Source organism: Paenibacillus sp. FSL R7-0026 (assembly GCF_038004485.1).
Taxonomy (GTDB): Bacteria; Bacillota; Bacilli; order Paenibacillales; family Paenibacillaceae; genus Paenibacillus; species Paenibacillus xylanexedens_A.
Genome location: NZ_JBBORG010000001.1, coordinates 6121752 through 6134504 on the forward strand (window position 1 = coordinate 6121752; position 12753 = coordinate 6134504).

General features: G+C 47.1%; 15 protein-coding genes. 9 read left to right on the forward strand and 6 right to left on the reverse strand.

Features of this window, described 5'->3' with window-relative positions:
• The first annotated feature begins 126 nt into the window (after positions 1-126).
• The 4 genes from MKY44_RS26810 (at position 127) to MKY44_RS26825 (ending at position 2736) form a co-directional block, all read left to right on the forward strand.
• Positions 127-456 carry a PadR family transcriptional regulator gene (locus MKY44_RS26810; RefSeq protein ID WP_341009344.1) on the forward strand — a complete coding sequence of 110 codons (330 nt, stop codon included), beginning with the start codon at positions 127-129 and terminating at the stop codon, positions 454-456.
• Positions 449-1042 carry a DUF1700 domain-containing protein gene (locus MKY44_RS26815; protein WP_341009345.1) on the forward strand — a complete coding sequence of 198 codons (594 nt, stop codon included), beginning with the start codon at positions 449-451 and terminating at the stop codon, positions 1040-1042. The genes MKY44_RS26810 and MKY44_RS26815 overlap by 8 nt, the downstream gene beginning before the upstream one ends.
• Positions 1039-1938: a DUF4097 family beta strand repeat-containing protein gene (locus MKY44_RS26820; RefSeq protein ID WP_341009346.1), complete on the forward strand. Its 900-nt coding sequence runs from the start codon at positions 1039-1041 to the stop codon at positions 1936-1938. The genes MKY44_RS26815 and MKY44_RS26820 overlap by 4 nt, the downstream gene beginning before the upstream one ends.
• A 78-nt stretch (positions 1939-2016) precedes the next feature.
• On the forward strand, positions 2017-2736 hold the full coding sequence (locus MKY44_RS26825; protein ID WP_076332439.1) for a 3-ketoacyl-ACP reductase: 720 nt from the start codon (positions 2017-2019) through the stop codon (positions 2734-2736).
• A gap of 295 nt (positions 2737-3031) precedes the next feature.
• Here MKY44_RS26825 and MKY44_RS26830 read toward each other — a convergent pair whose 3' ends face one another.
• The gene (locus tag MKY44_RS26830; RefSeq protein ID WP_341009347.1) at positions 3032-3571 is read right to left on the reverse strand and encodes a helix-turn-helix domain-containing protein; all 540 of its coding nucleotides are present in this window, start codon (positions 3569-3571) and stop codon (positions 3032-3034) included.
• A gap of 63 nt (positions 3572-3634) precedes the next feature.
• Positions 3635-4000, reverse strand: coding sequence for a glyoxalase superfamily protein (locus MKY44_RS26835; protein ID WP_341009349.1), 366 nt, complete (start codon positions 3998-4000; stop codon positions 3635-3637).
• Between the two features lie 226 nt (positions 4001-4226).
• Between MKY44_RS26835 and MKY44_RS26840 the strand changes: the two genes are divergently transcribed.
• The 5 genes from MKY44_RS26840 (at position 4227) to MKY44_RS26860 (ending at position 8474) form a co-directional block, all read left to right on the forward strand.
• A complete protein-coding gene (locus tag MKY44_RS26840; protein ID WP_341009350.1) occupies positions 4227-4901 on the forward strand; it encodes an alpha/beta hydrolase in 675 nt (224 codons plus the stop codon).
• Complete coding sequence (locus MKY44_RS26845; RefSeq protein ID WP_341009352.1) at positions 4901-5671, forward strand: DODA-type extradiol aromatic ring-opening family dioxygenase; 771 nt, start codon at positions 4901-4903, stop codon at positions 5669-5671. The genes MKY44_RS26840 and MKY44_RS26845 overlap by 1 nt, the downstream gene beginning before the upstream one ends.
• Before the next feature lie 257 nt (positions 5672-5928).
• Positions 5929-6525: an SMI1/KNR4 family protein gene (locus MKY44_RS26850; RefSeq protein ID WP_341009353.1), complete on the forward strand. Its 597-nt coding sequence runs from the start codon at positions 5929-5931 to the stop codon at positions 6523-6525.
• Positions 6526-6720: 195 nt separating this feature from the next.
• Positions 6721-7722 (forward strand): cation diffusion facilitator family transporter, encoded by a 1002-nt coding sequence (locus tag MKY44_RS26855; protein WP_091036009.1) that lies wholly within the window; start codon positions 6721-6723, stop codon positions 7720-7722.
• A 251-nt stretch (positions 7723-7973) separates the two neighbouring features.
• A complete protein-coding gene (locus MKY44_RS26860; protein WP_017691802.1) occupies positions 7974-8474 on the forward strand; it encodes a hypothetical protein in 501 nt (166 codons plus the stop codon).
• A gap of 319 nt (positions 8475-8793) precedes the next feature.
• Here MKY44_RS26860 and MKY44_RS26865 read toward each other — a convergent pair whose 3' ends face one another.
• Genes MKY44_RS26865 through MKY44_RS26880 form a run of 4 tightly spaced genes read right to left on the reverse strand, consistent with a single transcriptional unit; the run spans position 8794 to position 12580 of the window.
• Positions 8794-9867, reverse strand: coding sequence for an ABC transporter substrate-binding protein (locus tag MKY44_RS26865; RefSeq protein WP_074092622.1), 1074 nt, complete (start codon positions 9865-9867; stop codon positions 8794-8796).
• Positions 9864-10673 (reverse strand): ABC transporter permease, encoded by an 810-nt coding sequence (locus tag MKY44_RS26870; protein WP_062836831.1) that lies wholly within the window; start codon positions 10671-10673, stop codon positions 9864-9866. Before MKY44_RS26870 ends, MKY44_RS26865 begins: the two co-directional genes overlap by 4 nt.
• A complete protein-coding gene (locus MKY44_RS26875; protein ID WP_017691799.1) occupies positions 10648-11481 on the reverse strand; it encodes an ABC transporter permease in 834 nt (277 codons plus the stop codon). The genes MKY44_RS26870 and MKY44_RS26875 overlap by 26 nt, the downstream gene beginning before the upstream one ends.
• The gene (locus MKY44_RS26880) at positions 11471-12580 is read right to left on the reverse strand and encodes an ABC transporter ATP-binding protein (RefSeq protein WP_341009354.1); all 1110 of its coding nucleotides are present in this window, start codon (positions 12578-12580) and stop codon (positions 11471-11473) included. The genes MKY44_RS26875 and MKY44_RS26880 overlap by 11 nt, the downstream gene beginning before the upstream one ends.
• Positions 12581-12753: the final 173 nt, after the last annotated feature.

The window sequence follows — 12753 nt, forward strand, 5'->3', positions numbered from 1 at the left end:
CAATCGTGATACGGAACTATTTTAAAGTCACTACCTTGCATTAAACAGTACTGGATGCTATGATAAATTCACCACTACTGAACAATATACACTAGCGATAAATGAAGCTACTAAGGAGGAACCTGTGTGAATGTGAACATCCAGTTCAAAAAAGGAGTATTGGAGCTGTGCGTCCTGGTATTAATTAACCGCCAGGATCGGTATGGCTACGAACTGGCTCAGGCGGTCTCCAAACATATCGAAGTTGCTGAAGGTGCACTGTATCCCTTGCTTCGCCGGCTTGTGAATGACGGTTACTGCACCACCTATCTGCAAGAATCAACTGAAGGCCCGCCGCGCAAGTATTACCGACTATCCGATACAGGTCGCGACTACATGACGGCACTGACGACAGAATGGAATGAATTTGTGCGCAATGTCGCAAATCTGATTGAGGAAGGAACTCATAATGAATAGACAACAATTTATGCAGGCCATGGAAATTCATCTACGGCCGATGGAACCGCAGGAACGGGCCGAATTGCTCGCAGACTATGATCAACATTTCGAGCTTGGACTACGAGAAGGCAGGCTGGAAGAAGAGATCGCTCGGGAACTGGGGCACCCGGAAGAGATCGCCAAGGAAGCACTTGGTGATCGTTATGACATTCATACACCGGGTTCAGATGCGTTCTATGCACCGACGTATCGCGAAATGCGGTCACCTAGAAACAGCACCAGAGCCACTCGCAACTTTTTCACAGCCATCGGCCTGTTATTCCTGAATCTGATTCTTGGCATTCCTCTTGGTCTCATGATGTGGTCGGTATGGCTTGTTATTGCCAGCCTTTCCTTGCTGGTATTGGCTCCTGTGGCAGCGGTTGTGGATTTCGTATTCCTAAGCCAACTCGATAAAGCAGAGACCTTCGTTGCGATTGGCGCTTTCGGTGTCGGCATTTTGTTTGCCATCACATCGAAGTATGTCTTTAGAGCCTTCAAACTCGTCACTCTTCAATATATTAGATGGAATAAAAACACGATGAAAGGAGATGTTTCCGCATGAGCACCAAAAAATGGCTTGCGCTTGCCGTGATATGTATCGGAATAGGTTTACTTGGGACATCCATCTATGGCGTTCAGTTCGGGGATGAACGGGAGCATTATTCTAAACGATGGGATTTCAAAGAAGATGAATTACAGAACATTATCATGAATGCTAATTTCAGTGCAGATATTGAATTTGTTGTAAGCCCGGATTCGAATGGTTATATCGAAGTGGATGGAAAATGGGACCCTGCCGTAGTCAAAAGCTTCGAACAAGCCACTTTATCTAACGGCACATTCCAACTGGCGCAGACAGAACGTGAACGATTGCAATTTTTCACCTTGTACTGGAATGATCAAGACTCCACAATAACAGTTGCCCTGCCTGAAGGACACCAATTAAATGAGGTTAAGCTGGACTCCTCTTCAAGTGAATGGGATCTAACGGATCTGAGTGCCAATCAGCTTGAGCTGAATAACACCTCAGGTTCCATACGTCTGGCAAACATCAAGGTACCCAATATTGAGTTGGCTCTGACTTCGGGGGACATTACCGCTTCCATGATTAATGGAGACATGACCGTGAAACAGACATCCGGAAGCTTCACTGCTGATCAGGTAGTTGGTCAAGTAAACAGTAAGATTAAATCAGGAGATATTGAGATCACTGAATTAAACGGCGCAGCCGATGTTCAATTCACTTCGGGTAGCATTCATATTGAACAGTCCCATTCCGCCCCGATTAATGCGTCTGGAACATCAGGAGATATTTTCATTCAAGCTGCACCTGATTTTGACGGAATCTACGACGCTAAGGCTACTTCCGGAAGTGTAGATGTACCTGAATCGCCAATGGTGAGCCGGGAAGTGATCAAGGCCCGTACTTCTTCTGGCAGCATCGAGATTACCAAATAGTGATGAAGCCAATTTCCGAACTGTGGGTAATAATAGTATAATTGAATGCTAGTCCATTTCTAAGGAGGAATTACCCACATGGAACTTAAAAATAAAACAGCTATCATTACAGGTGCCGGAAAAGGTATCGGCCGTGCCATCGCTGAAGCACTTGCCAAAGAAGGTGTGCACATTGGACTTATTGCACGTACCGCTTCGGATCTTCAGGCTCTTCAACAATCACTCAGTCAAGAATACGGTGTGAAAGTAACCAGTGCTGTAGCAGACATCTCGGATCGCACACAGGCGGAAGCCGCTGTAGCCGCCATTGAGATGGAACTCGGCGCAGTGGATATCCTGATCAACAATGCAGGTATCGCAAGCTTCGGAACATTGCTGGATATGGACCCAGAAGAGTGGGAACGCATCCTGCATGTCAACGTTATGGGTACATATTACGTGACACGTGCTGTCCTTCCAAGCATGATCAAGGAAAGTAGCGGCAGCATTATCAATATTGCTTCCACTGCAGGTGAGCGCGGATTTGCTACAGGTTCGGCATACTGTGCATCCAAGTTTGCGCTACTCGGTATGACCGAATCTCTGATGCAGGAAGTGCGCAAATCCAACATTCGTGTGACCGCACTGACACCAAGCACCGTTAATACGGAGCTTGCGACTAATGCCGGACTGAAAATTGGCGACGAAGATCGCATGATGCAAGCGGAAGATGTAGCAGAACTTGCACTCGCAACACTCAAGCTGTCCGACCGTGTCTTTGTCAAAGCAGCAGGCATCTGGACGACTAATCCGCAATAGGCAGAGTCTCCCTCTGTCTTTTCTAACGAACTCCTCGCACCCTATCGTTGTCATATGCAGGAAATGAGAAACGTAACGAATCTCAGCAACGTTATTTCGCTAAAAGTCTGTGAACTGTAGCCAAAATACACACACAGCAGTGAAATAAAGCGTATGAGGTTCGTTACATCTCTGCACCTGCTTAAAATCACCTAATAGAGCTCGCTCAGTTCGTTAGAAATATAAAAGGACGTTTCCCATTTTACATGTATGCAGGTTCGCATGTTCATGACTTGGGAGCCGTCCTTTTTTTATTCTACAAATGATCCAGACCCAATTCTTTGGACACTGCAATGAGCACCACCGCAGGCTCCTCACCGATATTGGTCACTTCATGGGGCACGATTGCATTCCAAGTAAACGAATCACCCGCTTCCAGAATTTCCACATCTTCACCTTGTTGCGCACGAATCATGCCCTGCAATAAAAGATGACTCTCTTCTCCCGCATGTTTGCTTACCCCGGTCGATGCACCTGGCGGCAACTCCACAATGGACATACGCATCGCACCTTTGGCTGTAAGATGCTGCACTTTGATCTGTCCGCTTCCGGCCGTTGTTTCCTTGCGCTCGTTCTTACGTACCACATTCATCCGTTGCTCCGGTGTCAGCAGCAAATAGGGAAGTGGCACTTCCAGATAATCCGCAATACTTTCCAGCGTAGCAATGGAAGGTGACGTTTTGTTATTTTCTACGTTGCTGATAAAACCTTTGGACAACCCCGTTCCCTCACACATCTGCATGATCGTAATCTGTTTCTGTTTGCGGATCGTACGAATAGTCAAGCCAATATCCATATCGCGTCCCTCCCTTCTATTGATTTTTAAACACTAGACGTCCGCTTCGCTTCTTCAGGTTATCTATTCGGCGCTTGCCTCAACAAATATAATCCGATTACCAAACGGATCTGTCACGGTCATTTCTCTTGATTGCCAAGGGGTCTCCTCTATACCGGGTCTCACATTTTTGTACTCTTTCTGACGAAGTGCACCATGGAATGTATCCAAGTTATCTGTTTCCACGCGCAAGGCAGCTCCAGGTGTACAATCTCCATGATGTTCGGACAGATGAATCACGATGGAATCGAGTGAAATCTGCATATATAAGGGCATATCTTGCTCAAATCGATGTTCCCAATCCAATTGGAAACCGAGGTATTCAAGGTAGAACTCTCTAGCTTTATTTTCATCAAATATTCTCAAAATAGGCACGATACTCTTTAACATCCTGATCACGTCCTCGGAATAAGATATAAACCATGCGCAGCGGCATATATGTAGATACATTCAAGATTTTTTATAAACAACATATATTCATCATACAAAAAAAGTATTGACCCTACAATGAAACCATGATAAATTTTGTTCATAAATAAGAATATTTATTTCATATTGGTGAACTTTATTGTCAGAACGATATATTTAATTCATTCCTCTTCAGGTGGTGTTTTCAATGAATTCTCCTTATATACATGAAGTCCGATTACCGTCTCATTACAATCCAGATCAACGTTATCCTGTCATTTTCGCCTTACATGGCATGGGATCAGATGAGCAAGATATGCTTCGTTTAATGGAGCCTATGCAGTCTGATTTTATTATTGTTGCCATCCGTGGGCCTATCGTTCAGGGTAGTGGTTATGCTTATTTTCAGATCAAAAGCATCGGCAACCCCATCCGTGAATTGTATGATGCCTCCGTGTTGGGGCTGCAACAGTTGATTGTTGATCTGTCCGCCAAATATGCTATTGATCCCAAGCGGCGTTATATCACCGGATTCAGCCAGGGCGCAATTATGGCCATGACCCTATCGCTGATTATGGGAGATGCAATTAAAGGCATTGTAGCGATGAGTGGGTACATCCCGCAATTTGTGAAAGACGAGTACAAGCTGCAACCCGATTCGGAGCTGTCTGTGTTCATCTCGCATGGGGATCAGGATCATCTATTCCCGCTGCAACTGGGCGAAGATAACGCCAATTTCTTCCGTCAACATACCGATCACGTCACATATTTACCTTACAACGGTGGGCATCAGGTGACCCCCGATCTATATCAACAATTCCAACACTGGCTTCGGACGGATGCAAATCTGACTACCGAAGACCCGAAAGGACTGAATTCATAATGATGCCATCTCTGTTTATTGCTCACGGTGCCCCATCACTGGCACTGGAGGAGAATGTGTACACTGAATTTTTGCAGAAACTTGGACAGGAACTGCCGAAACCTAAAGCAATCGTATTGTTCTCTGCTCACTGGGAATCCACAACTCAGCTTGTATCCTCGGTAGCCAACTATGAGACCATTTATGATTTCGGAGGTTTCCAGCCCGAGCTGTATCAGATCAAGTACCCGGCTCAAGGACAGGCAGAAACCACTGCGGAAGTGGAGCGCCTATTCGCAGAAGCAGGGATTCCAGTACAGACCGATGACGTCCGTGGCCTGGATCACGGCGCTTGGGTTGTTCTGCGCCTGCTCTACCCGGATGCGGATATTCCCGTAGTTGCCTTGTCCGTGAATCGATATCTGACAGGTGAGCAGCAATATCAGGTCGGACAGGCGCTCGCTTCCTTGCGTGAGCAAGACATACTCGTCATTGGCAGCGGCGGGACCGTTCACAATCTGCGTCGATTGAACTGGGAAAGTAACGGCGTTGACCCGTGGGCATCAGAGTTCGACAACTGGCTGCATGACAAGCTGGTGAGTTGGGATACGGAGTCTCTCTTCTCCTATGATAAACTGGCACCTTCAGCTCAAGCCGCCGTGCCTACACCGGAGCATTTTGTACCGCTGTTGCTCGCCATGGGTGCGGGAGATCAGAACAAACAGGCATCGCTCCTGTTCAAAGCCTATCAATATGGTAACCTGAGCTTGTCCTGCTGGAAGTTTGAATAAAGAGGATTATGTAAAAGGTTGGTTTTATTTATAAAGTAGATAAAAAATGTAGCGTGGGTTACAGGGATCATTCCTGTTGCCCACGCTTTATTTGTTGTTACCTCCCTTGAATAATGAGACCATTGTAGTATGTAAGCAAGGACTCCGGTTTCTTGTGTGCTTTTCTGGATTATAACTATAATATGAGGTGAAATCAGGCACAGTTTGCTCGCATACAATCACCATATTATCTGAATAGCTCATACGGAGGGAATTGGATGCCAGAACAGCGTATATATGAATTGATGGATGAACTGGATATGTTGCTGGAGGAGAAGGTACAGGATGAGGAAAACCGGGAACTCTTGGAGGCTTATCGCAAGTTTGAAGGCGTGACGGATGAGCAGCTTGACGCATTCGAGCAGGAACACGGTATTCGATTACCTGCTGATTTCCGGGCCTTTTATAAACGTAAAAATGGGAGCGGTTATGCCTTTCACGTCTTGTATCCAAGCCTTGAGGATGGACAGGAATCCGAACCATTTTATCTGTTATCCCTGGAAAAGATTCAAAAGGAGCAGTCCACGCTGGTGGAGAACCGCATGGATGATTATTTTACCGAAGAAGAGATCCGTGAGCTTGATCCCCGAATCAAACCCTACCTTTTTCAAAAGAAATGGATCACGTTTGGCATGCTCGGAGGTGGATCACTGTATCTGATGTTCGACTTTGATCCGACAGAGCAAGGAACCTTTGGGCAGATTATTATGTACGTGCATGATCCGGATTTTGTATATTATGTCGCTGGGACGTTTACGGAACTGTTGGAACAGTCCAACCGGAATTTACGTGCTATTGAGGCCATCGAGTACTGAGAAAGTATAACGTATCCAAACTGGCATCAGCCTACTCCCTATGGATCACATGATCAGCATGATGATATGACCTATTTTGCATAATGCTGGGATATGTCAAAGCGGTTATAATAACATTTAGTGGAAATGCACATGCTGTATAGATATGACTGCCTTTTCTACACCTAATACATTGATCTGGGAGGAACATACGAAGTGGCTGAACAACCGAAGTCTGAGAGCTTTATGTCTCTCGTCAAAAAAGGAAACACATCCTCCGCCGTAGCGATGGCAGGTAATGCTGTTCTTGCTGTATGCAAAGGGGGAGCCTTCCTATTCAGTGGCAGTGGTGCCATGTTCGCTTCGGCGATGCATTCGTTGGCCGATGCCATTAACCAAGGGTTTGTCTTTGTCGGAAGTGTGTTGTCCGAGAAAAAACCTACACGCCGCTTCCCGACCGGATTCGGACGGGTCATTAACATTTTCTGCATGATCGCCGTTATTGTTGTTACCATTATGGCCTATGAGACGATCCATGAAGGCATCCATCTGTTGCAGCATCCTGTTGGTCATACCGGCGGTCTCTGGATTAACATCGGAGTGCTTGTTCTAAACATTGTCATTGACGGGGCCATTCTGATCAAAGCCATGAAGGAAATTCTAAAAGAAGCACGCGCACCCAAAGCCGCCGGATTTGCCTTGGTCCCTGCTGCCATCAAAAATGTAGGCCGTGCTGCGCCACCAACCCGTCTCGTATTCTACGAAGATGTTGTAGCAGTACTCGGTGCAACACTCGCCTTGATCTCCGTTGTAGTCATTGCATTGACCAATTTTGCATTGCTCGATGGCATTGTGACAACAATTATTGGATGTCTGATGATCGCTGTAGCCTTCCGGGTTGGTTATGATAATATGATCGGATTGATCGGTGTAGCGGCTCCCCAAGATATTGAGGACAAAGTGTCCCAAACCATTCTGGCAGACACACACGTTGCCGATATCCAGATGATGCGTATCATTCAGGAAGGCCGTTATTATCATGTGGAAGGTCTGATTGAACTGACCAAAGGACTCAGCCTGGCTGATGCGGATGACATCAAGTTCCGTATTCAGGAGAAACTGATGACAAACCCCGACATCGCCGACGCTGCCATCTCCATTATTGAGGATGACGGTGTGAACAGCTGGGGCAAGAAACATTCGGATGTGGTGAAATAACGAGCTTCTATTTTGATAAAAAGAATGACAGAACCCACTCTCAACAGAGTGGGTTTTTAGTATGTTCAACTACACACTCATCTACAAAGAGGTAGTTGCCCAAATGCTTACCTAGACTTTGGTCTAGGTTCACTTTAACTCCAAAGACGGAGGATAGACTTTTCCAGTTCATGGTATGCTGTGAGTAACGAAAGTATTGCTCTACATACAACCGTTCGGAAATTGATCTTGTATTAAGAAGGAGAGATATTATGGCTAAACGTACGATCCTTGCGCCTGTTCTCATTTTGCTGGGCGTGTACCTGATTCTGAACCAGGGAGGTTCACTCGGTCCGGGTACGATCTTTGCGACTTTCTGGCCCACGTTGTTCGTGATTCCACTAGGACTGTTCTTCCACTGGCTCTACTTCTCCATGATTGGCAGAGGGGTTGGACTGCTGGTTCCCGGTGGGTTGTTGCTCACGGTTGGTATCGTCTGTCAGATCGCTATGCTGTTTAACAACTGGGGTACGATGTGGCCGGGCTTCATTCTGGCTGTAGCTGTTGGTTTGTTCGAATTGTACTGGTTTGGTGGTCGGAACAAATGGTTGCTGATCCCCATCAACATTCTAACAGTTATATCGTTGCTATTCTTCGCTGTGATGTCGATTGGCACGATGCTGAGCAGTTTGAGCTTTATCCAACCGTTTGTGGCGATTGTGTTGATTATGGGCGGGGCATGGATCATGGTGGGTCGCAAAAAGCGCATGTAGTGGCAATTATATAAGATGAACAGGGTGCGATTAACTGAGTCACTGCGGTGACAGAACAACTTCTGATCGCTGTTATCCCCGGATTTTTTTGAATCCCCTCTGGAATGGGAAAATCCGGGGATAAAGGCGAGCGCTTCGCTTCTTCAGTTTTTTCTGTCCCCTCCGTTAACGTGTGTACGAAAATAATATGACCTGAGCTTTTGCTCTGATGTAGGTAATAGAAAAGGGTTGCTGTTCGTCATTCAAATGAAATGACGAGCAGCAACCCTTTTTGTCTTTTTTTTCAGAATCTAACGAACTGTGCACACGTTATTGAAGGTTATTTACTGTGCATTTTAAACTCCAGGAACAGGTCGTTATAATGCGAGAGCATTTTTTTGCCCAGATTATCGTAGACCTCCAGCTTGCCTGTCAGTGTCTCGTCTGGATAGAAGCGTTCATCCTCCGAGATGTCCTCTGGCAGCAGCTTAAGGGCCTCAGCGTTTGGTGTGGAATATCCTACATACTCCGCATTGCGAGCGGCATGGTCTGGGTCCAGCATGAAGTTGATGAACTGGTGTGCCCCTTCAATATTACTCGCCGTCTTCGGAATAACCATGTTGTCGAACCAGAGGTTCGAGCCTTCTTCAGGCACCATGTAATCCAACTTGTCGTTCTCATCCATAATCTCGGATGCATCCCCGGACCATACAAGTCCAACCGCAGCTTCCTCGTTCGCAAGCAGCATCTTGATCTCGTCACCGACAATCGCTCTCACGTTAGGTGTCAATGTAGACAGCTTCTTCAGCGCTTCTTGCAGGTGGTCTTCGTTGGTATCATTCAGAGAATACCCAAGACTGTTCAATCCCATCCCAATGACTTCGCGTGCACCGTCAAGGAGCAGGATTTGATTTTTCAAACGCGGGTCCCACAGGTCATTCCAGCTATCAAACGTCAATCCATCCACCAGCTCAGGATTGTACACAACCCCTACCGTTCCCCAGAAATAAGGGATGGAGTACTTGTTGCCTTCATCAAAGGACAAGTCCATGAACCGCGGATCAATGTTGTCCAGATGGGTTAATTTGCTATGATCGAGTGGAACGAGCAGGTCTTCCTCTTTCATTTTGCTAATCGCATATTCAGAAGGAATTGCAACATCAAACGTGGTCCCCCCCTGCTCAATCTTGGTCAGCATCGCTTCATTGGAATCAAACGTCTGATAGATGACCTTAATGCCGGTCTCGTCCTCAAATTCCTTGAGCAGATCGGGGTCGATATAATCGCCCCAGTTATAGATGGTCAGCGTGTTGCCGCCAGAATACCCCTGACTCTTGTTCAGATACGAAGCCAGGATCATCAGGGCAAACGCGGCCACAAAAACAAGCGCAAATGTCCGTACCAGTTGCTTCATGGTCGCAGCCCCTTTCCTCCGGGAGGTATCCGTGTTGCACGGCGGTTAATGAAGTAATATCCGACCACCAGCAGCACCGTGAGCAGGAACAATAGGGTGGACAGGGCATTGATGGACAACGAAACGCCCTGCCTTGCTCTGGAGTATATCTCTACTGAGAGTGTGGAGTATCCATTACCCGTGACAAAGAATGTTACTGCAAAATCATCGAGCGAGTACGTCAACGCCATGAAGAATCCGGCAAAAATACCCGGTTTCACGTATGGCAGCACCACACGCGTCAGAATCTGCCATGAACCAGCGCCCAGATCGCGCGCCGCATCCATCAGTGTTGGGCTCATTTCCTGCAGCTTTGGCAGTACCATAATAACGACAATTGGCACACTGAACGCAATATGAGACAGCAGAACCGAAGTGAAACCCAGTTTGATGCCAATCATGGTGAACAGAATCAGGAATGACGCACCAATGATGACATCCGGACTAACGATCAACACGTTATTGAGTGACAGCAGTGTGTTCTTGGTCCGTTTGCGACGCACGTGGTAGATCGCCAGTGCTCCTGCTACACCAAGGATTGTCGAGATCGCCGATGACAGGAGCGCAATGATAAATGTATTCAGAACAATGATGAGCAGCCGTGTATCGGCGAACACCTCTCTGTACCATTCGAGCGTGAATCCTTCGAAGCTGCGCATATGGCCGCCACTATTGAAGGAATAGAAGATCAGATACGCAATCGGTGCGTACAATATGGCGAATACAACGGCTAGATAGACGTTAGACAGCTTTCCGTTTCTTCCCATTACGCACCTCCTTCTTGCCTGATCCAGTCAGGAACATAATAATCGCCATCGCAATAATCAAAAAGACGGCAATCGTTGAACCCATCCCCCAGTCCTGGGTGACGAGAAAATGCTGTTCAATCGCTGTTCCCAGCGTAATTACACGGTTCCCCGCAATGAGGCGGGTAATCATGAACAGGGACAGCGCAGGAATAAACACAGCCTGACAGCCTGATTTCACCCCGCTAATCGTCAGTGGAAAGATAACCCGGCGGAAGGTCAGCCACGATGAGGCCCCCAGATCCCGCGCCGCGTAGATCAACGATGGATTCATCTCTTCCAGCGCATTGAAGATCGGCAAAATCATGAATGGAATGAAGATGTACACCGAGACAAAGATAAAGCTGAAATCGGTGAACAAAATCTGCTGTGTACCAATACCCACGACTTCAAGCAGGGAGTTGGTCAGACCGTACGTTCCAAACAGGCCGATGAAGGCGTACGCTTTTAACAAGAGATTGATCCAGCTTGGAAGAATGATCAGCAGCAACCACAGCTGCTTGTGCTTCGTCCGGGTCAGCATATACGCCGTTGGGTAGGAGATCAGCAATGAGAACGCCGTAATCAGAAATGCATACCAGAACGAACTTAGAGTCATCTGCAAGTACACCGGTGTGAAGAACCGGGCGTAGTTGCCAAACGTGAAGTTACCCTCCACATCAAAGAATGAATAATAGATGACCAGCAGAACCGGCGCCACAACAAACAACACCATCCATAATACATATGGAATCAGATACGCATTGCGTGTGCTGGCCTTAGTCTGCATGAGCGGCCTCTTGGTAGGCTTCGAGTCGTTTGTCGAACTCTTCTTCGGTCTCGTTAAAGCGCATGACGTGTACAGCTTCCGGGTCAAAATACAGTCCAATCCGTGCGCCTACAACGGCTTTCTTCGTTGAATGAACAAGCCACTCATTGCCCGCATCGTCGTAGGTGGATATCTCGTAATGCACTCCGCGGAATAACTGGGAGTCCACATTAACCTTCAGCTTGCCTTGGCCTTCGGTTGTAATCTCCAGATCCTCTGGGCGAATGACAATCTCAACCGGCTCGTCCCGCTGGAGACCCTGATCGACACACTCGTGCTGTGCGCCAGCGAATTCCACCACAAAGTCCTGCTTCATTTTGCCCGATACAATGTTCGATTCCCCGATAAAGTCTGCCACAAAGCGGTTAATCGGCTCATCATAGATATCATTCGGTGTACCGCTCTGTTGGATCACGCCGCCATTCAGGACAAAGATCTCGTCGGACATCGCCAAGGCCTCTTCCTGATCATGCGTAACAAAGATAAACGTGATGCCCAACCGCTGTTGCAGCTCCCGCAGTTCATACTGCATTTCGGTCCGCAGCTTCAGATCGAGTGCTGACAAGGGCTCGTCCAGCAGCAGAATTTCAGGTTCGTTCACAATGGCACGTGCAATCGCAACACGTTGTCGTTGACCACCGGACATTTCGCCGATTTCACGGTTTTCATAACCGGACAGATTGACAAATTTGAGGGCTTCCAACACTTTGCTGCGAATTTCAGCCGTTTTCATCTTTTTGATCCGCAAACCAAAAGCTACGTTCTCAAATACATTCAAATGTGGAAATAACGCATAATCCTGAAATACGGTATTCACCTGCCGCTGGTGGGCAGGCACCCGGTTGATGAGCGCACCATTAAAATAAATACTGCCCTGTGTCGGCTCCGCAAAGCCGGCAATCAGCCGCAATATCGTTGTTTTCCCGCAGCCCGATGGGCCGAGAAGCGTATAAAATTTACCCCGCTCAATCTCAAAGCTGACCGCCTTCAATACGGCTTCATCCTGATCGTATTGCTGAGTCACCGCTTCGAAGCGGATAATCGGTTGTTGTTCTGACATGCTTCACATCGCCCCCTTATACTTGAGGTACCTCTTAAGTCTGTACACTTTTCGTTCATGCATCCTTATAGATAACCCATCTATTATATATGATTCAGGTATATCCGCAATGGTTTTGATGTAAACGCCGCGTGTCATTTCTTCTTATTTTCAAAAATCCTGCATACATTACG